Source organism: Streptomyces tubbatahanensis, from assembly GCF_022699385.1.
Lineage (GTDB): Bacteria > Actinomycetota > Actinomycetes > Streptomycetales > Streptomycetaceae > Streptomyces > Streptomyces diacarni.
The window spans coordinates 1,211,765-1,231,665 of record NZ_CP093846.1 but is presented as its reverse complement, the minus strand read 5'-3'; the positions used below and the strand labels follow the sequence as shown (position 1 = coordinate 1,231,665).

At 71.6% G+C, this 19,901-nt stretch carries 16 protein-coding genes; 12 read left to right on the top strand and 4 right to left on the bottom strand.

The window, feature by feature from the left end; all coding sequences use genetic code 11:
• Positions 1-138: 138 nt before the first annotated feature.
• Positions 139-2,721 (top strand): RelA/SpoT family protein, encoded by a 2,583-nt coding sequence (locus MMF93_RS05220; RefSeq protein WP_242749889.1) that lies wholly within the window; start codon positions 139-141, stop codon positions 2,719-2,721.
• Between the two features lie 323 nt (positions 2,722-3,044).
• On the opposite strand, the gene MMF93_RS05215 is transcribed toward MMF93_RS05220, so the two are convergent.
• Positions 3,045-4,274, bottom strand: a complete 1,230-nt coding sequence (locus MMF93_RS05215) for a DUF349 domain-containing protein (RefSeq protein ID WP_242749888.1) — start codon at positions 4,272-4,274, stop codon at positions 3,045-3,047.
• A gap of 168 nt (positions 4,275-4,442) precedes the next feature.
• Positions 4,443-5,252 carry a peptidylprolyl isomerase gene (locus tag MMF93_RS05210; RefSeq protein WP_242749887.1) on the bottom strand — a complete coding sequence of 270 codons (810 nt, stop codon included), beginning with the start codon at positions 5,250-5,252 and terminating at the stop codon, positions 4,443-4,445.
• Between the two features lie 207 nt (positions 5,253-5,459).
• Between MMF93_RS05210 and MMF93_RS05205 the strand changes: the two genes are divergently transcribed.
• The 4 genes from MMF93_RS05205 (at position 5,460) to MMF93_RS05190 (ending at position 9,658) form a co-directional block, all read left to right on the top strand.
• Positions 5,460-6,179, top strand: coding sequence for an MBL fold metallo-hydrolase (locus MMF93_RS05205; protein ID WP_242749886.1), 720 nt, complete (start codon positions 5,460-5,462; stop codon positions 6,177-6,179).
• Between the two features lie 11 nt (positions 6,180-6,190).
• Positions 6,191-7,453 (top strand): histidine--tRNA ligase, encoded by a 1,263-nt coding sequence (gene hisS / locus MMF93_RS05200; RefSeq protein WP_242749885.1) that lies wholly within the window; start codon positions 6,191-6,193, stop codon positions 7,451-7,453.
• Positions 7,454-7,518: 65 nt separating this feature from the next.
• Positions 7,519-8,154, top strand: coding sequence for a vitamin K epoxide reductase family protein (locus tag MMF93_RS05195; protein ID WP_242749884.1), 636 nt, complete (start codon positions 7,519-7,521; stop codon positions 8,152-8,154).
• Between the two features lie 106 nt (positions 8,155-8,260).
• Positions 8,261-9,658 (top strand): replication-associated recombination protein A, encoded by a 1,398-nt coding sequence (locus tag MMF93_RS05190; protein WP_242749883.1) that lies wholly within the window; start codon positions 8,261-8,263, stop codon positions 9,656-9,658.
• Here the strand turns inward: MMF93_RS05190 and MMF93_RS05185 are convergent.
• Entirely contained in the window at positions 9,645-11,030 is a 1,386-nt protein-coding gene (locus MMF93_RS05185; RefSeq protein WP_423835354.1) for a PP2C family protein-serine/threonine phosphatase, read from the bottom strand. The genes MMF93_RS05190 and MMF93_RS05185 overlap by 14 nt on opposite strands.
• Before the next feature lie 92 nt (positions 11,031-11,122).
• Positions 11,123-11,926: a DUF2470 domain-containing protein gene (locus MMF93_RS05180; protein WP_242749881.1), complete on the bottom strand. Its 804-nt coding sequence runs from the start codon at positions 11,924-11,926 to the stop codon at positions 11,123-11,125.
• Between the two features lie 55 nt (positions 11,927-11,981).
• Here MMF93_RS05180 and rpsD point away from each other — a divergent pair, with 55 nt between their 5' ends.
• The 7 genes from rpsD (at position 11,982) to MMF93_RS05145 (ending at position 19,865) form a co-directional block, all read left to right on the top strand.
• A complete protein-coding gene (rpsD, locus tag MMF93_RS05175) occupies positions 11,982-12,593 on the top strand; it encodes a 30S ribosomal protein S4 (protein WP_242749880.1) in 612 nt (203 codons plus the stop codon).
• Positions 12,594-12,842: 249 nt separating this feature from the next.
• Positions 12,843-13,283, top strand: a complete 441-nt coding sequence (locus tag MMF93_RS05170) for a DUF948 domain-containing protein (RefSeq protein WP_242749879.1) — start codon at positions 12,843-12,845, stop codon at positions 13,281-13,283.
• Positions 13,284-13,289: 6 nt separating this feature from the next.
• Positions 13,290-13,697, top strand: coding sequence for a DUF6167 family protein (locus MMF93_RS05165; RefSeq protein WP_242749878.1), 408 nt, complete (start codon positions 13,290-13,292; stop codon positions 13,695-13,697).
• On the top strand, positions 13,697-16,372 hold the full coding sequence (gene alaS / locus MMF93_RS05160) for an alanine--tRNA ligase (protein ID WP_242749877.1): 2,676 nt from the start codon (positions 13,697-13,699) through the stop codon (positions 16,370-16,372). Before MMF93_RS05165 ends, alaS begins: the two co-directional genes overlap by 1 nt.
• Positions 16,372-16,869, top strand: a complete 498-nt coding sequence (gene ruvX / locus MMF93_RS05155; protein WP_242749876.1) for a Holliday junction resolvase RuvX — start codon at positions 16,372-16,374, stop codon at positions 16,867-16,869. The genes alaS and ruvX overlap by 1 nt, the downstream gene beginning before the upstream one ends.
• Before the next feature lie 134 nt (positions 16,870-17,003).
• Positions 17,004-19,010, top strand: coding sequence for an endolytic transglycosylase MltG (mltG, locus tag MMF93_RS05150; protein ID WP_242749875.1), 2,007 nt, complete (start codon positions 17,004-17,006; stop codon positions 19,008-19,010).
• Between the two features lie 15 nt (positions 19,011-19,025).
• Positions 19,026-19,865 carry a shikimate dehydrogenase gene (locus MMF93_RS05145; RefSeq protein ID WP_242749874.1) on the top strand — a complete coding sequence of 280 codons (840 nt, stop codon included), beginning with the start codon at positions 19,026-19,028 and terminating at the stop codon, positions 19,863-19,865.
• Positions 19,866-19,901: the final 36 nt, after the last annotated feature.

The following is a 19,901-nucleotide window of genomic DNA, read 5'->3' as shown; positions in this document are numbered from 1 at the left end:
TCGTCTCCAGCCCGCTCAGCGGAGGTCTCAGCGGAGGTCCCGCCCCCTCCGAGGAGTTTCCCACCCCCTTCGAGGAGGGGCCGCGCCGCCGGGATGGCTACCATGGCAGTCCGACCTGGGGTCGACCGAGGAGTGCTTTTGCCAGACGAGGCCCAGCAGCTCACCGCAGCACAGCGCAAGGAAGCGGAGGCCGCCGGCGAGGCAGCGCAGCGCCGGCAGGGCGCCGCGGCCGACGGCGCGCTGCCCGCGAAGAGCGAGGGCACCGGACGGTCCAGGGCCGCCGACACCGCCACGAAGCGGGGCGACAGCCCGCCCAGCGGCTCAGGGCGGAGCGGAAAGAGCGCCGAGAGCGGCTCCAGGGACCGTGTGGCGCCCGCGCGTGCCGTCTCCGGGGTCTCGGGCCGCTCCGGCTCCTCCAACCGCGTACGGGCCCGTCTGGCGCGCCTGGGGGTGCAGCGCTCCAGCCCGTTCAATCCGGTGCTGGAGCCCCTGCTGCGGATAGTGCGCAGCAACGACCCCAAGATCGAGTCCACTACGCTGCGCCAGATCGAGCGGGCCTACCAGGTCGCCGAGCGCTGGCACCGCGGCCAGAAGCGCAAGAGCGGCGACCCGTACATCACCCATCCGCTCGCCGTCACCACCATCCTCGCCGAGCTGGGCATGGACCCGGCCACTCTGATGGCGGGTCTGCTGCACGACACCGTCGAGGACACCGAGTACGGCCTCGACACCCTCCGCCGCGACTTCGGCGACCAGGTGGCGCTCCTCGTCGACGGCGTCACCAAGCTGGACAAGGTCAAGTTCGGCGAGGCCGCGCAGGCCGAGACGGTGCGCAAGATGGTCGTGGCGATGGCCAAGGACCCCCGCGTCCTGGTCATCAAGCTCGCCGACCGCCTCCACAACATGCGCACCATGCGCTACCTCAAGCGGTCCAAGCAGGAGCAGAAGGCCCGCGAGACGCTGGAGATCTTCGCGCCGCTCGCCCACCGGCTGGGCATGAACACCATCAAGTGGGAGCTGGAGGACCTCGCCTTCGCGATCCTCTACCCCAAGATGTACGACGAGATCGTGCGGCTGGTCGCCGAGCGGGCGCCCAAGCGGGACGAGTACCTGGCGCTGGTCACCGACGAGGTCCAGGCCGACCTGCGCGCGGCCCGCATCAAGGCCACCGTCACCGGGCGCCCGAAGCACTACTACAGCGTCTACCAGAAGATGATCGTCCGCGGCCGGGACTTCGCGGAGATCTACGACCTGGTGGGCATCCGCGTCCTCGTGGACACCGTGCGCGACTGCTACGCCGCGCTGGGCACCGTCCACGCCCGCTGGAACCCGGTTCCCGGGCGGTTCAAGGACTACATCGCGATGCCCAAGTTCAACATGTACCAGTCGCTGCACACGACGGTCATCGGGCCCGGCGGCAAGCCCGTCGAACTGCAGATCCGCACCTTCGACATGCACCGCCGCGCCGAGTACGGCATCGCCGCGCACTGGAAGTACAAGCAGCAGGCCGTCGCCGGCGCCTCCAAGGTGCGCACCGACGCGCCCAAGGGCGGTGGCAAGGGCGGTGCCGCCGACGACACGATCAACGACATGTCGTGGCTGCGGCAACTCCTCGACTGGCAGAAGGAGACCGAGGACCCCGGCGAGTTCCTGGAGTCTTTGCGGTTCGACCTCTCCCGCAACGAGACCTTCGTCTTCACGCCCAAGGGCGACGTCATAGCACTGCCCGCCGGCGCCACACCGGTGGACTTCGCGTACGCCGTGCACACCGAGGTCGGACACCGCACCATCGGCGCCCGCGTCAACGGCCGGCTGGTGTCGCTGGAGTCGACCCTCGACAACGGCGACACGGTGGAGGTCTTCACCTCCAAGGCCTCCGGCGCGGGACCCTCCAGGGACTGGCTCAACTTCGTCAAGTCACCCCGCGCCCGCAACAAGATCCGCGCCTGGTTCACCAAGGAGCGGCGCGACGAGGCCATCGAACAGGGCAAGGACGCCATAGCGCGGGCGATGCGCAAGCAGAACCTGCCCATCCAGCGCATCCTCACCGGCGACTCGCTGGTCACCCTCGCCCACGAGATGCGCTACCCCGACATCTCCGCCCTCTACGCCGCCATCGGCGAGGGCCACGTCTCCGCGCAGAGCGTCTGCCACAAGCTGGTACAGGCCCTCGGCGGGGAGGACGAGGCCAAGGAGGACATCGCGGAGACCGCGCCGCCGATGCCGGCGCGGACCTCGCGCCGGCGCTCCAGCGCCGACCCGGGTGTCGTCGTCAAGGGCGCGGGCTCGGACGTGTGGGTCAAACTCGCCCGCTGCTGCACGCCCGTGCCGGGCGATCCCATCATCGGGTTCGTCACCCGGGGCAACGGCGTCTCGGTGCACCGCACCGACTGCGTCAACGTCGACTCCCTCACCCAGGAGCCGCAGCGCATCCTCGACGTCGAGTGGGCGCCCACCCAGTCGTCCGTCTTCCTCGTCGCCATCCAGGTCGAGGCCCTCGACCGCAGCCGGCTGCTGTCCGACGTCACGCGCGTCCTGTCCGACCAGCACGTCAACATCCTGTCCGCGGCCGTCCAGACCTCCCGCGACCGCGTCGCCGTCTCCCGCTTCACCTTCGAGATGGGCGACCCCAAGCACCTCGGACACGTGCTCAAGGCCGTACGCGGGGTGGAGGGCGTGTACGACGTCTACCGCGTGACCTCCGCGCGGCGGCCCTCGTAGTGCGACCGAACGCTGTGGTGCGGTTCGTCGGCCATTCCGCCGGACCCGCGCCGCCGCGGTCGCGCGCCGTCGCGGCGGCCAGGACCCGGGGGCTCCGCCCCCGGACCCCCACGGGGCTCCGCCCCCGAACCCCCACGGGGCTCCGCCCCGAAGGCGGGGGCTGACGGCCCCCGCCTCCCTTGTCCGCCGCTACGGTGCGCAACCACCACGGTGAGTGTCCGGCGGCATGGCGGACGGCCTCAGCCCAAGCGTCCGGCGCGCCCCGCCAGGGCTTGAGGTGTTCGGCCGCCCCGCGAGGGTCACGTTCGGCCGCCCCGCGAGGGTCACCCGCCGAATTCCTGGAGGCCCTTCTGGGCCTGGTCCAGCAGAGCCTGGCGGCCCTCCAGCTCGCGTTCCAGCTTGGCGGCCTTGGCCGTGTTCCCCGCGGCCCGTGCCTTGTCCAACTGCGCGTGCAGCTTGTCGACGGCGTCCTGGAGCTGGCCCGTCAGCCCCGCCGCGCGGGCCCGCGCCTCGGGGTTGGTGCGGCGCCACTCGGCCTCCTCGGCCTCCTGGATGGCGCGTTCCACGGCGTGCATCCGGCCCTCGACCTTGGGCCGCGCGTCGCGCGGGACGTGGCCGATGGCGTCCCAGCGTTCGTTGATGCCGCGGAAGGCACCGCGCGCGGTCTTCAAGTCGGTGACCGGCAGCAGCTTCTCCGCCTCGGCGGCGAGTTCCTCCTTGCGGGAGAGGTTCTCGCGCTGCTCGCTGTCGCGCTCGGCGAAGACCTCGGCGCGGGCCTGGAAGAAGACGTCCTGGGCGCCCCGGAAGCGGGCCCACAGGTCGTCCTCGTGTTCCCGCTGGGCCCGTCCCGCGGCCTTCCACTCCTGCATGAGGTCGCGGTACTTGGCGGCTGTGGGGCCCCAGTCCCGCGAGCCGGAGAGCGCTTCGGCCTCGGTGACCAGCTTCTCCTTGCGCTGGCGCGCTTCCTCGCGCTGCGCGTCGAGCTGCGCGAAGTGCGCCTTGCGGCGCTTGGAGAAGGCGGAGCGCGCGTGCGAGAAGCGGTGCCACAGCTCGTCGTCGCTCTTGCGGTCGAGCCGCGGCAGACCCTTCCAGGTGCCGACCAGCGCCCGCAGGCGTTCGCCGGCAGCCCGCCACTGGTCGCTGTCCGCCAGCTGTTCGGCCTCGGCGACCAGTTCCTCCTTGGCGTGGCGCGCCTCTTCGGACTGCTGGGCCTTGCGGGCCTTGCGCTCCTCGCGGCGCGTCTCGACCGTTCCGGCCAGCGTGTCGAGGCGGGCGCGCAGTGCGTCGAGGTCGCCCACCGCGTGGTGGGCGTCGACCTGTTCGCGCAGGTGCTCGATCGCGGCGGTGGCGTCCTTCGCCGACAGGTCGGTGGTCTTCACCCGGCGCTCAAGCAGGTCGGTCTCCACGACCAGACCGTCGTACTTGCGCTTGAAGTAGGCGAGGGCCTCGTCGGGCGAGCCCGCCTGCCACGACCCGACGACCTTCTCGCCGTCCGCCGTACGCACGTACACAGTCCCCGCGTCGTCGACGCGGCCCCACGGGTCGCTGCTCACAGCGCCTCCTCCACAAGATGCCCGGGAGGGGCGTTGCTGGCCCCCCGGCATCGTCCACGGTTCTCGTCACAGCCAACATAGGCGACCGGCGCCCGCGCTGTCCGCATCCGGCGGGCGGCGAATTGCCCAGCCTGGGTGGCGGATGCGCGGGCGGCGACGTCCGGTCCTTCAGGACTTACGGACCGTAGCCTTGTCGATCACCACGGTCGCGTTCGGCGGGCCGTCGCCCTGCGGGGCCGCCACTCCGGCGCCGGCGATCTTCTTGAGCACCTTCATGCCGGAGTCGGTGACCTTCCCGAACGGCGTGTAGTTGGGCGGAAGCGCGCTGTCCTTGTAGACGAGGAAGAACTGGCTGCCGCCGGTGTCCGGGCCGCTGTTAGCCATCGCGACGGTGCCGGCCGGGTACTCGGCGCCCTTGAGGTTCTCGTCGTCGAGCTCGTAGCCGGGGCCGCCCGCCGGGCTGCCCTTCGGGGAGCCGCACTGGAGCACGTACAGGGGCTTGGGCTGGGGCAGCGCCGTCATCCGGTGGCAGGGCGAGTGGTCGAAGTACTTCTCGCCTGCCAGGAAGTTGAAGGAGTTGACGGTGTGCGGGGCCTTGTCCGCGTCCATCTCGACGGGGATGTCCCCGCAGCTGGTCTCCAGCTTCATGGTGTAGTCGGCGGACTTGTCCACCGTCATGGCCGGTTCCTTCTTCCACTGCTTGTCGCTGGGCTTGCCCTTGGCGGGCTCGTCGCAGGGATCGGGGGCCTTGCTGGTGGGGGCCTTCGAGGGCTTGTCCGCCGCTTCGTCCTTCTTCTCGTCCCCGTTCAGCCCGCCCGTGGCGGCATAGGCGCCGCCGGCCGCGAGGACGAGCACCACGCCGACGGCGATCGCCGTATTGCGGACGCGGGCCCTGCGCCTTGCTGCTTCCTTGCGCTGGAGGTACCGCTCGTACTTCTCCCGGGCGAGCTGCTTTCTGCGCTGCTCACTGCTGACCACGGTCTCGTCTCCTTCGAGGCGTCGCACCTGCGGGGGTTCCCGTACCGTATACGTCTCCCCTGTGGGCCGCCCCGCCCTCGTCGCTGCTTCGTACCTGTTGGCCCGGCGTACGCCCGCGCCGGTAGGCTGGCTGCTGCCTGACCGGCGAAGCGCCTGCTCGGCCGCTTCGCCGCTGTGATCCGCTGTCGGACGAAACGAAGGACGATCGTGCTTGTTGCGGGGTTCCCCGCCGGGGCCTGGGGGACCAACTGTTACCTGGTCGCCCCCGCCGCCGGTGAGGAGTGCGTGATCATCGACCCCGGCCACCAGGCCGCCGAGGGGGTCTGGGAGGCCGTCGCCAAGCACCGGCTCAAGCCGGTCGCGGTGATCCTCACGCACGGCCACATCGACCACGTCGCCTCCGTCGTCCCCGTCTGCGGTGCGCACGACGTGCCCGCCTGGATCCACCCGGCCGACCGCTACATGATGAGCGACCCGGAGAAGGGCATCGGGCAGACCATCGGAGCGCCCCTGATGGGCGAGCTGACGGTGGGCGAGCCGGACGACGTCCATGAGCTGTCCGACGGCGCGGCGCTGCGGCTGGCCGGGCTGGAGTTCACCGTCGCGCACGCGCCCGGCCATACCAAGGGGTCGGTGACCTTCAGGATGCCCGAGCAGGCGGACGTACCGCCTGTGCTGTTCTCGGGCGACCTGCTGTTCGCCGGCTCCGTCGGACGCACCGACCTGCCCGGAGGCGACTCGGAGGAGATCCTCAGCTCGCTGGCGCGCGTGTGCCTGCCGCTGGAGGACGAGACCGTGGTGCTGGCCGGGCACGGCCCCCAGACGACGATCGGCACCGAGCGCGCCACCAACCCCTTCCTGCGGCAGGTGGCGGCCGCCGGGCCGGGAGGCGGCGTCGGCGACGCCGCCCCGCGACGAGGAATGTGACGAGAAGCCACGTGAGCACCTTCAACGCCCCCAGGGGCACCTACGACCTGCTGCCGCCCGACTCCGCGACGTACCTCGCCGTGCGCGAGGCCATGGCGGCGCCGCTGCGCAGGTCGGGATACGGCTATGTGGAGACGCCCGGATTCGAGAGCGTCGAGCTGTTCGCACGCGGTGTCGGTGAGTCCACCGACATCGTGACGAAGGAGATGTACACCCTCACCACCAGGGGCGGCGACGAACTGGCGCTGCGCCCCGAGGGCACCGCCTCGGTGCTGCGCGCCGCGCTGGAGGCCAACCTCCACCGGGGCGGCAACCTCCCGGTGAAGCTGTGGTATTCGGGCTCCTACTACCGCTACGAGCGCCCCCAGAAGGGCCGCTACCGGCACTTCTCGCAGGTGGGCGCCGAGGCCATCGGCGCCGAGGATCCGACGCTGGACGCCGAGCTGATCGTCCTGGCGTACGACGCCTACCGTTCGCTCGGGCTGAGCGGTTTCCGGCTGCTGCTCAACTCCCTGGGCGACCGCACCTGCCGCCCCGGCTACCGCAGCGCGCTGCAGGAATTCCTGCGCGGCCTGGACCTGGACGAGCAGACGCGGGCCCGTATCGAGATCAACCCGCTGCGGGTGCTCGACGACAAGCGGGAGGGGGTCCAGCGGCAGTTGGCCGGGGCGCCGATGATGCGCGACCACCTGTGCGAGGAGTGCAAGGCCTTCCACGAGGAGGTGCGCGCGCTGCTGACCGACGCGGGCGTCCCCTTCGAGGACGATCCGCGGCTCGTGCGTGGACTCGACTACTACACGCGTACCACTTTCGAGTTCGTTCACGACGGCCTGGGATCCCAGTCCGCCATCGGCGGCGGCGGCCGCTACGACGGTCTCGCCGAGATGATCGGGGGGCCGCAGCTGCCGTCCGTCGGATGGGCGCTGGGCGTGGACCGCACGGTCCTCGCGCTGGAGGCGGAGGGCGTGGATCTCGCGCTGCCCGCGGCCACCGAGGTGTACGCCGTGCCGCTCGGCGAGGAGGCCAGGCGGCGGCTGTTCCACCTGGTCACCGAGTTGCGCAGGGAGGGCGTCGCGGCCGATCTCGCCTACGGCGGCAAGGGCATGAAGAACGCCATGAAGTCGGCCAACCGTTCCGGGGCGCGCTTCGCGCTGCTCCTGGGCGAGCGCGATCTGGCCGAGGGCGTGGTCCAGCTCAAGGATCTCACCAGCGGCGAGCAGACCGCTGTTCGGCTGGCGGCCGCGGTGGCCGGGGTGCGGGACAAGTTGCGCTGACCACACAGCGAGTTGGGGCAGAATGAGCCCGGTACCGGCCATGACCAGATGACGGGACGAAGGCTATGACGATGACGGCACCCCCCGGTGAGGCGCATGTGACCGCTGACGCACCGAAGGGGGGTGCCGTCGGCGCGAGCAGGGCGTTCGGCTGGATGCTGATCATCACGGGCGCCGCGGGCCTGCTCGCGTCCTGGGTCATCACGCTGGACAAGTTCAAGCTCCTGGAGGACAAGAACTTCAAGCCGGCGTGCAGCATCAACCCGGTCATCGCCTGCGGCAACATCATGCAGAGCGACCAGGCCGCCGCCTTCGGCGCCCCCAACCCCATGATCGGTCTGGTGGCCTACGGCGTCGTCGTCTGTGTCGGTGTCTGTCTGCTCACCCGCGTCACCTTCCCGCGCTGGTACTGGCTGACGTTCAACGCGGGCTGCCTCTTCGGTGTCGGCTTCGTCTCGTGGCTCCAGTACCAGTCGCTGTACGTGATCGGCAACCTGTGCCTGTGGTGCTGCCTGGCCTGGGTCATCACCATCGTCATGTTCTGGTACGTGACCGCGCACAACGTCAGGTCCGGATTCCTGCCGGCGCCCGCGGGGGTCCGCGGCTTCGCGGACGAGTTCCCGTGGGTGCTGCCGGTGCTGCACATCGGCGTGATCGGCATTCTCGTCCTCACGCGCTGGTGGGACTTCTGGACGGGCTGACCTCGGCGTCGGTGGGCGTGCGCAGCCCGCGCGCCGAGGGCCGGGCCCGTGCGGGCGGCCCGGCGGGCGGGACGGCTGTCGGTGGCCTGACTTAGGGTTTCCCGTTGTGGAGCCCGATCTTTTCACCGCAGCAGCAGAAGACCGCCAGGCCAAGGACCCCTCCGCGAGCCCCCTTGCGGTGCGGATGCGCCCGCGCAACCTGGACGAGGTGGTGGGGCAGCAGCATCTGCTGCGCCCGGGCTCGCCGCTGCGCCGCCTGGTGGGAGAGGGCGGCGGCGGCCCCGCGGGGTCCTCGTCGGTGATGCTGTGGGGCCCTCCCGGCACCGGCAAGACGACGCTCGCGTACGTCGTCAGCCAGGCCACGGACAAGAGGTTCGTGGAGCTGTCGGCGATCACCGCGGGGGTCAAGGAGGTGCGCGCCGTCATCGACGGCGCCCGCCGTTCCTCCGGCGCCTACGGCAAGGAGACCGTTCTCTTCCTCGACGAGATCCACAGGTTCAGCAAGGCCCAGCAGGACTCCCTGCTGCCCGCGGTGGAGAACCGCTGGGTCACCCTGATCGCCGCGACGACGGAGAATCCGTACTTCTCCGTGATCTCGCCGCTGCTCTCCCGCTCCCTGCTGCTGACGCTGGAGCCGCTGACCGACGAGGACATCCGCGGGCTGCTGCGGCGGGCCGTCGCCGACGAGCGCGGTCTCGACGCCCGCGTCGCCCTCCCCGAGGACTCCGAGGCACACCTGTTGCGCATCGCGGGCGGTGACGCCCGGCGCGCGTTGACGGCGCTGGAGGCGGGCGCGGGCGCGGCCCTGGCCAAGGGTGAGTCCACCATCGCCCTGTCCACCGTCGAGGAAGCGGTCAACAAGGCCGCGGTCAAGTACGACCGGGCGGGCGACCAGCACTACGACGTGGCCAGCGCGCTGATCAAGTCCATCCGCGGCTCGGATGTGGACGCGGCGCTGCACTACCTGGCGCGGATGATCGAGGCGGGGGAGGACCCCCGGTTCATCGCCCGCCGACTGATGATCTCCGCGAGCGAGGACATCGGGCTCGCCGATCCGCAGGCGCTCCAGACGGCGGTGGCCGCGGCGCAGGCCGTGGCCATGATCGGTTTCCCCGAGGCCCGGATCACGCTGAGCCAGGCCACGGTGGCGCTGGCGCTGGCGCCCAAGTCCAACGCGGTCTACCTCGCCGTCGACGCGGCGCTCGCGGACGTGCGGGCGGGGCACGCCGGGCCCGTGCCGTCCCATCTGCGGGACAGCCACTACAAGGGCGCGCAGAAGCTGGGGCACGGCAAGGGCTACCAGTATCCGCACGACCTTCCCGGCGGTATCGCGGCGCAGCAGTACGCACCCGACGAGGTGCACGGCAAGCGCTACTACGAGCCCACCGGGTACGGCACGGAGGCCCGCTACGCCCAGGTGGCCGAACGCGTCAGGGCCCGCCTGCGCGGGGAGGACGTCCAGCGCCCGTCCAGCGGCGAGCAGGGGTCCGCTACAGCCGGATGACGACCAGCGCGACGTCGTCCCCGGATCCCTCGCTGACGCCCATCCCGGCCAGCAGCGCGTCCGCCAGGTCCTCGGGGCCCAGGCTGCCGCGTTCGGAGACGGTCGCGGTCAGCCGTGCGAGCCCCGTGTCGATGTCCTCGTCCCGGCGTTCGATGAGGCCGTCGGTGTAGAGGACGAGGATGTCCCCGGGGGTGTAGGCCCTGGTGGCCTGTGCGCGCGGTTCCGCCTCGTCGGCGCGGGTGGCCAGCGGCGGGTCGGTGGCCTGGTCGAGGAGTTCGCAGGTGCCGTCCTGGCGCCGCAGGATCGCTGGTGGGTGCCCCGCGCTGCTGTAGGTGAGCGTGCGGTGCTGGCTGTCCACCACGATCTTGACGGCTGTCGCGTTCATCGCCCCCTCGACGGTGCCCGCGTACAGGCCCAGGACCTGCAGGGCCCTGGCGGGTCCGTCCGTGGCGCGCATCGCCGCGCTGAGCGCGCTGCGCAGCATGCCCATGACCGCGGCCGCCTCCAGGCCGTGGCCGACGACGTCGCCGACGGCCGCCGCGAATCTGCCCTCGTGGGTGTCGGTCACGTCGTACCAGTCGCCGCACACGTTGAGGGTTCCGGCGGCCGGCAGGTAGCGGACGGCGACGTTCGGCCGGGGGAGTCCCGGCGAGTAGAGCATCGCCTCCTGGAGGGTGAGTGCCACCTGCCGCTCCTGGGCGTTGGACCGGCGCAGTTCCTCGTTGATCCGGACGAGTTCCTGGGCCCGCGCGTACAGCTGTGTCGTCAGGTCGGGTGCGGCCTTGCGGGAGCGGGGCTCGGCCGGTTGCGCGCCCTCACGGACCGCGACCCGCGTGCCGTCCCGCGCGGGCAGGTCCGCGCCGTCGGCCGTGGCCTCGGTGAGCGCGGGAACGCTGCCGTGCTGCTGCTGGTAGGAGCGGATGAAGCCGGTCATGTCCTCTTCGCGGCACAGCACGGCGTCCACGGATCCGTCCGGGGCCAGCAGGGGGGTGTTGACCGTGTGCCACCAGCGCTCCTCGAAGACCCCGGGCTTGCCGGCGACGGGGATGTCGTACTTCTGGAGCGGGATGACGTCCACCTTGCGGAAGGTGACGACCCGGTGCAGCGAGGATTTCAGGCTGCGGATGCCGTCGGCCTCGGGGTCGGCGCGGTTCTCGGGGAAGACGTCGAAGATGTGGTGTCCGACCAGCTCGTCCCTGATGCGCAGGGTGAGCTCCAGATACGCGCGGTTGACGTCCCGGATGACCAGGTCGGGGCCCAGCAGCGCGTAGGCGCTGGGCGAGGCGGCGAAGATGGCCGCGTAGTCGATCTCCGGTGACGTCACACGCTCCCTGCCGACTCCCGGGCAAACCTCCGGATAAAAGGGACACATCCACTCTAGTGAGGGCTGTGGGGAGCCGCGCGGCAGGCGACCGCGGCCGTTCTGCCGCACGGCTCGGCGGGCGGCCGGCGGGGCGCGCCTCGTCAGCCGCCCCGGGCGAACAGGGAGTGCATCGCGTGCCGCAGCCCGGCGACGGAGGCGACGGGCTCGGCGAAGTCGAAGCGGGTGTCCAGGCAGGCGCCGGCGGCGTTCCAGCCCCGCACGCGCAGTCCGAACCTGTCCAGGGCCAGCGGCGCGGCGCGCTCCCACCCCTGGCAGGCACACAGTGCGCGCACCTGCTCGGCGTGGGCCGCGGCCAGGTGCTGGAGAAGTTCCGCCTCGTGGGCGGCGAGGGGGTCGGGTGACGCGTCGGCGAAGGCGTCGGGTTCCACTTCCTCGGCGCCCCACAGGTCGTCGACGTAGGCCTCGCCGACCTCCAGCCGCAGCATTTGGCGGGACGATCCGGCGACGGGCGCGGAGGGGGCGGCCTCGGCCAGCAGGCGGGCGCAGGCGGCGCGCTCGTCACCGCGTACGGGGGTGAGCCAGCCGGCGATCCAGGCGCGTCCGCGCACGCGGTGCGGTACGGAGACCGGCGCCACGTCCGTGATCTCCATCACCGCGGCGAGGTCGTCGTCCTGCGCGTAGGCGCACACGCGCGCTTCCACGGAGTCCGCCGCAACCAGCACGATGACGTCTCCGCCGGGGGTGACGGCGCGGGCCTCGGGGATGCCGGCCGCCGGGTCGGGGCCGGCTTGGGCGGCGCCGGGAATGGTGAGCAGGGCGGATACGCTGGATTGCGCGAGGGTTCGTACACGTTCGGCGGCGGTCGGCTGCCGGGCGTCTTCCACGGGACGCGGCTGTTCCTCCTCGGCGTGTGTGCCAGGCAGGGGGATCCCAGGTCGAAACATGCGTACTCCTCAGCTAAGGTAAGGCTCACCTAACTTACACGGAGGTCTGTTCAACGTGAACCAGTCGCGTCCCAAGGTCAAGAAGTCGCGTGCCCTGGGTGTCGCGCTGACCCCGAAGGCCGTCAAGTACTTCGAGCAGCGCCCGTACCCGCCCGGGGAGCACGGCAGGGGCCGCAAGCAGAACAGCGACTACAAGGTCCGTCTGCTGGAGAAGCAGCGCCTGCGCGCGCAGTACGACATCAGCGAGAGCCAGATGCGCCGCGCCTACGACCGCGCGCGCAAGACCGACGCCAAGACCGGTGAGGCCCTGGTCGTCGAGCTGGAGCGGCGTCTTGACGCGCTCGTGCTGCGGGCCGGCCTGGCCCGCACCATCTACCAGGCGCGCCAGATGGTCGTGCACGGCCACATCAGCGTCAACGACCGCAAGGTCGACAAGCCGTCCTTCCGCGTCCGTCCCGACGACGTGGTGATGGTGCGCGAGCGCAGCCGTCAGAAGCACCCCTTCCAGGTCGCCCGTGAGGGTGGCTACGCGGGCGAGGGCGAGACCCCGCGCTACCTGCAGGTCAACCTGCAGGCGCTCGCGTTCCGCCTGGACCGGGACCCCAACCGCAAGGAGATCCCGGTGATCTGCGACGAGCAGCTCGTCGTCGAGTACTACGCGCGCTGACCTCAGCGGTTCCCCAGCGGCCCGCCCTTCGGCACCGGCGACAGCCGGTCCGCGAGGGCGGGCCGCGGCGTTTCCCCTCCGGCTTCCCTCCCGCTCGATCCCCACCGGTACACCCCGCGGGTGTCCAGGGCCGGAATCCGGTACAGGGCCACTCCCGCCACGCGATAAGGTCGGTACCTCATACGCCGCCGCGGTCGGCCACCCGGCGAGCGGCGGCCGACCCCATGACCTCAAGGGAAGCGGTGCAGCGTGTCCGGTGGAGAAGTGGCCGGTCTCCTCGTGGCCGTCTTCTGGGCGATCCTGGTGTCGTTCCTCGCCGTGGTGCTGGTGAGGCTCGCACAGACGCTCAAGGCGGCGACCAAGCTGGTGACGGGCGTGACAGAGCAGGCAGTCCCCCTCCTGGGAGAGGCGTCGGCGACCGTCCGCTCCGCACAGACCCAGCTGGACCGCGTCGACGCGATCGCCTCCGACGTCCAGGAGGTCACCTCCAACGCGTCCGCTCTCTCCTCCACGGTCTCCACCACCTTCGGCGGCCCGCTCGTCAAGGTCGCGGCGTTCGGCTACGGCGTACGGCGCGCGCTCGGCCGCAAGGAGCCCGGGTCCCAGGGGACGCGGGACGCGGGAAACGTCGTCGTCGGCCGTACCGTCCCCGCCGCCCGGCGCGGCGGCCGCAAGCGCCGAAGGGGCTGATCCCGCATGTTCCGCCGAGCCTTCTGGTTCACCACGGGCGCCGCAGCCGGTGTCTGGGCCACCACCAAGGTCCAGCGCAAGATCCGCAGCCTCGCGCCCGACGCGCTGGCCGTCCGCGCGGCAGACAAGGCCGTCGAAGGCGGCCACCGGCTGCGCGAGTTCGCCCTCGACGTCCGCGCCGGAATGGCGCAGCGCGAAGGTGAACTCAAGGACGCGCTGGGCCTCGACGCACCGGAGGAGCCCGGCCCCGTGCCCCGGCTCCCCGGCCGCCGGACGGCCTCGCTTCCGCGCCAGCAGAGCGCCCCGCAGCAGGGCACCCCGCAACTGGGCACCGTCCACCCCGCGCCCCGCCGGGACCCGAGCGGCCCCCAGGCCCACCCCCACCACTCGAACGACCGGAATGAGGACCACTGATGGAGTCGGCTGAAATCCGCCGCCGCTGGCTGCGCTTCTTCGAGGAGCGGGGGCACCACGTCGTGCCGTCGGCGTCGCTGATCGCGGACGACCCGACGCTGCTGCTGGTGCCCGCGGGCATGGTCCCCTTCAAGCCGTACTTCCTGGGCGAGGTCACCCCGCCCTGGTCGCGCGCCACCAGCGTGCAGAAGTGCGTGCGCACGCCGGACATCGAGGAGGTCGGCAAAACCACCCGGCACGGCACCTTCTTCCAGATGTGCGGCAACTTCTCCTTCGGCGACTACTTCAAGGAAGGCGCCGCCAAGCTCGCCTGGGAGCTGCTGACCAGTCCCCAGGCGCAGGGCGGCTACGGCCTCGACCCCGAGCGCCTGTGGATCACCGTCTACGAGCAGGACGACGAGGCCGAGCGCATCTGGCGCGACGTCGTCGGGGTGCCCGAGGAGCGCATCCAGCGCCTGGGCATGGAGGAGAACTACTGGTCCATGGGCGTTCCGGGTCCGTGCGGGCCCTGCTCGGAGATCAACTACGACCGCGGGCCCGAGTTCGGCCGCGAGGGCGGCCCGGCCGTCAACGACGAGCGGTACGTGGAGATCTGGAACCTCGTCTTCATGCAGTACGAGCGGGGCGAGGGTTCCACCAAGACGGACTTCGAGATCCTCGGCGACCTGCCCAGCAAGAACATCGACACCGGTCTCGGTCTCGAACGCCTGGCGATGATCCTCCAGGGCGTGCACAACATGTACGAGATCGACACCTCGCGCGCCGTCATCGACAAGGCCACCGCGCTGACCGGTGTCTCCTACGGCGCCGCCGAACAGACCGACGTGTCGCTGCGCGTGGTCAGCGACCACATCCGCACCTCGGTCATGCTCATCGGCGACGGCGTCACCCCGGGCAACGAGGGCCGCGGCTATGTGCTGCGCCGCATCATGCGCCGCGCCATCCGCAACATGCGCATCCTGGGCGCCACCGGGCCGGTCGTCCAGGACCTCCTCGACGTCGTCATCGAGACGATGGGGCAGCAGTACCCCGAGCTGATCACCGACCGCAAGCGCATCGAGACCGTCGCGCTCGCCGAGGAGGCCGCCTTCCTCAAGACCCTGAAGGCCGGCACCAACATCCTCGACGGCGCCGTCACCGAGACCAAGCAGTCCGGCGGCACCGTCCTGTCCGGCGACAAGGCGTTCCTGCTCCACGACACCTGGGGCTTCCCCATCGACCTCACCCTGGAGATGGCCGCCGAACAGGGCTTGTCGGTGGACGAGCGGGGCTTCCGCAGGCTGATGAAGGAGCAGCGGGAGCGCGCCAAGGCCGACGCCAAGGCCAAGAAGACCGGCCACGCCGACATGTCGGCCTACCGCGAGATCGCCGACAGCTCCGGCGCCACCGACTTCACCGGCTACTTCGAGACCTCCGGCGAGGCCACCGTCGTCGGCCTGCTGGTCGACGGCGTCTCCTCGCCCGCCGCCAGTGAGGGCGACGACGTCGAGGTCGTCCTGGACCGCACCCCCTTCTACGCCGAGGGCGGCGGCCAGCTCGCCGACACCGGCCGCATCCGGCTGGAGGGCGGCGCCGTCATCGAGGTGCGCGACGTCCAGCAGCCGGTGCCCGGCGTCAGCGTGCACAAGGGCACCGTCCAGGTCGGTGAGGTCACCGTCGGCTCGGCGGCGCACACGCAGATCGACGGGGACCGGCGCCGTTCCATCGCCCGCGCCCACAGCGCCACCCACCTCACCCACCAGGCGCTGCGTGACGCGCTGGGCCCCACGGCCGCCCAGGCCGGGTCGGAGAACGCGCCGGGCCGCTTCCGCTTCGACTTCGGCTCGCCGGCCGCCGTTCCGGGGACCGTGCTCACCGACGTCGAGCAGAAGATCAACGAGGTGCTCGCCAGGGAACTCGACGTGCACGCCGAGTACATGGGCATCGACGACGCCAAGAAGCAGGGCGCGCTCGCCGAGTTCGGTGAGAAGTACGGCCAGACCGTGCGCGTGGTGACCATCGGCGACTTCTCCAAGGAGCTGTGCGGCGGCACCCACGTGCACAACACCTCCCAGCTCGGCCTCGTCAAGCTGCTGGGCGAGTCCTCCATCGGCTCCGGCGTGCGCCGCGTGGAGGCGCTGGTCGGCGTGGACGCCTACACGTTCCTGGCCCGCGAGCACACCGTCGTCTCGCAGCTGACGGAGCTCGTCAAGGGCCGCTCGGAGGAGCTGCCCGAGCGGATCTCCGGGATGCTGACCCGGCTCAAGGACGCCGAGAAGGAGATCGAGCGGTTCCGGGCCGAGAAGGTCCTCCAGGCCGCCGCCGGGATCGCCGACGGCGCCAAGGACGTGCGCGGCACCGCGCTGGCCGCCGCCCGGGTTCCCGACGGCACCGCCGCCGACGACCTGCGCACCCTCGTCCTGGACGTGCGCCAGCGCCTCGGCAGCCGCCCCGCCGTCGTCGCGCTGTTCGCCGTCACGAACGGCCGCCCGCTCACCGTCATCGCCACCAACGAGGGCGCCCGCGAGGCCGGGCTGCGCGCCGGTGACCTGGTGCGTACGGCCGCCAAGGCGCTGGGCGGCGGCGGTGGCGGCAAGCCGGACGTCGCCCAGGGCGGCGGCCAGAACCCGGAGGCCGTCGACGAGGCCGTCGCCGCCGTCGAGCGCCTCGTGGCCGAGGCCGGGGGCAACGCCTGATGGACGCGGTGGACCCCGGGGCCGTGGCGTCCTTCCGGCGCGGCAGGCGGCTCGCCGTCGACGTCGGTGACGCCCGGATCGGGGTCGCGAGCAGCGACCCCGACGGGGTCCTCGCGACCCCCGTCGAGACGGTGCCGGGCAAGGACGTCCCGGCGGCGCAGCGGCGGCTGGCCGCGCTGACCGAGGAGTACGAGCCGCTGGAGGTCGTCGTCGGACTGCCCCGGTCGCTCAGCGGCGGGGAGGGCCCGGCGGCGGCCAAGGTGCGCGCGTTCGCCGAGCAGCTGGCGAAAAACATCACACCGGTCCCGGTGCGGCTCGTGGACGAACGCCTCTCCACGGTCACCGCCGCGGCGGGCATGCGGGCCTCGGGCGTCAGCTCCAAGAAGGGACGTGCACGCATCGACCAGGCGGCGGCCGTGGTGATCCTGCAGAACGCGCTGGAGACGGAGCGCAGCTCGGGGGGTCCGCCGGGGCACCGCGTCGAAGTGGTTGTCTGACCGCTGTGCGGTAACGTTCCGCGCGACACGGCAGCCGCCGCACCCTCACGCGTGCCCCACACGCCCAGGGCCGGTTTCGACCCGGACACCCCGGCACGCGGCCCGGCTGCCGCTCTCGCGTCTCAAGGGGATCGATGACTGAGTATGGCCGGGGACAGGGCTCCCAAGCATGGGACCCTGACGACCCTCTCTACAGGGATCAGCAGCCCGCATACCCCGGTGGCTGGAATCAGCCGCCGCCCCACGCCGAGCAGCAGTACGCCGAGCAGCAGTACGCACCACAGCAGTACCCGCAGCAGTACGGCGACGGTGGCTGGTTCGATCACCAGCACGACCCGTACGCCTCGCAGGGGCACGGGCAGACGTACGCCCCGGCGTCGTACGCCGACACCCAAGGACATCACCAGGCCGGTCAGACTGCGGACCCCTACGGCACCGGGCAGTACGCCACCGGCGCCTATCCGACGGGCGAACACCCCTCGGAGGGATACGGCGCCCTCGGGTACGCGACGGGGGAGTACCCGGCAGGGGAGTACGGCACGGGCGCGTACCCGACGGGCGGATACGCGACAGGGGCGTACGGCGCGGGGGCGTACGCGTCGGGGGAGTACCCGTCAGGGGAGTACGGCACCCTCGGCTACCCGTCGGGTGAGTACGCGACCGGGGAGTACCCGGCCGGAGGCCCGCACACCGGCCAGTACCCGACGGGGGAGTACGGCACGGGCGCGTACCCCGTCGGCGACTACGCCACGGGTGAGTACGCCACCGGTGAGTACTCGACCGGCGAGTACGCCACGGGCCCGTATCCGGTGGGCGCCTATCCGGCCTCGGAGCACACGGGCGAGACCGCCGCGCCGTACGAAGCGCCGTACGGCTACCTGACCGAGTCCGCTCCCCCGCAGCACCCGCACGAGGGCGGTCCCGTTCCCGCCCACCGGCAGGCGCCCGGGAACGGCGCCGACCCGGAAACCGGCTGGGACCCGGGCCCCGACCAGGGCGAGCGTGCCTTCTTCCTGGACCGGGACGACGACGATTCCGGCACTCCATGGAACGAGGACGAGGACGAGGACGAGGCGGACGGCGACGCGGGCCGCCGACGCGGACGCAGGGGCGGGGGCGGCACCAAGCGCGGCCGCGGCTGCGGCCTGGTCATCTCCGCGGCCCTCGTCGCCGGTGTCGGTGTCGTCGGCTATGCCGGCTACGACTTCTACCAGTCGCACTTCTCCCCGGCGCCCGACTACCCGGGCAAGGGCTCGGGCGACGTCATGGTGGACGTTCCCGAGGGCGCCTCGCTCATGGAGATGGGCCAGGTCCTGCACAAGGCGGGCGTGGTCAAGAGCGCCGGGGCCTTCGTGGAGGCGGCGGGCGACAAGCGCATCCAGGCCGGCACCTACACCCTCCGCAAGAAGATGTCCGGGGCCGACGCCGTGGAGATGATGCTCGACCCGGCGAGCCAGAACGGCCTCATCATCGCCGAGGGCTGGCGGGCCAAGAGGATCTACGAGGAGATCGACAAGAAGCTCGACGTCCCCGAGGGCACCACCAAGAAGGCGGCCGCCTCGGGCGACATCGGGTTGCCCGAGTGGGCACACGGCAAGCCGGAAGGTTTCCTCTTCCCCTCCAGGTACAGCGTCGGCAAGGACAGCGCCCCCAAGGACGTGCTCCGCAAGATGGTCGACCGCGCGGAGGCCGAGTACGCCAAGACCGGGCTCGAGGACGAGGCGAAGAAGGCGGACAAGACGCCGGAGGAGATCATCACCATCGCCTCGCTCGTGCAGGCCGAGGCGCAGGAGGACCACGAGTTCGGCAAGGTCTCCCGGGTCATCTACAACCGCCTCGACAAGAACATGGCTCTCGGCTTCGACTCGACGATCAACTATGCGATGGGCCGCTCCACGCTGAACACCTCGGTCGCCGACACCAAGTACCCCTCGCCGTACAACACCTATCTGCACAAGGGGCTCCCGCCGGGGCCGATCGGCAACCCGGGGCACCAGGCGATAACGGCCGCACTCGACCCGACCGCGGGTGACTGGCTGTACTTCGTCACGGTCAAGCCGGGGGACACCCGCTTCACCGACGACCCGAGCGAGCACCGCGAGAACGTCCAGGACTTCAACAAGGAACAGCGCAAGAAGTAAGGAGAGCGGCGGCTGATGCCCCACCCCGTTTCCGAGACCGCCACCCGCGCCGCGGTCCTCGGCTCACCGATCGCCCACTCCCTCTCGCCGGTGCTGCACAGGGCCGCCTACGCCGAACTCGGGCTCGACGCGTGGACCTACGACAGGTACGAGGTCGCCGAGGAGGGCATCGCGGACTTCCTCGCAGGACTGGACGCGCGGTGGGCGGGTCTGTCGCTCACCATGCCGCTCAAGCGGGCCGTGCTGCCGTTGCTCGACGAGGTCAGCGAGACGGCCGCCTCGGTGGAGGCCGTCAACACGGTCGTGCTCACCGGGGAAGGACGCGCGTTCGGCGACAACACCGACATCCCCGGCATGGTCGCCGCGCTTGAGGAGCGCGGCATCGGCGGCGTCGAGTCCGCCACCGTGCTGGGCGCCGGAGCCACCGCCTCCTCCGCGTTGGCCGCCCTCTCCCGCGTCTGCGAAGGCGAGGTCACCGCCTACGTCCGCAGCGAGGAGCGGGCCCGCGAGATGCGCGGCTGGGGGGAGCGGCTCGGAGTGGCCGTGCGGACGGCGGACTGGGCGCGGGCCGCCGAGGGGCTGCGGGCGCCGCTCGTGGTGTCCACCACGCCCGCGGGGGCGACGGACGGGCTCGCCCAGGCGGTGCCCGCGTCCGGCGGCACCCTCTTCGACGTCCTCTACGACCCGTGGCCCACCCCGCTGGCCGCCGCCTGGCCCGGCACCGTCATCGGCGGGCTCGACCTGCTGGTGCACCAGGCGGTGCTCCAGGTCGAGCAGATGACGGGGCGCAGCCCGGCCCCCCTGGCCGCCATGCGGGCCGCGGGCGAGGCGGAGCTGTGCTCCCGCACCGTCTGACGCAGGGCCGGGCGGCCGGCCCCGCGCACTGTCCGG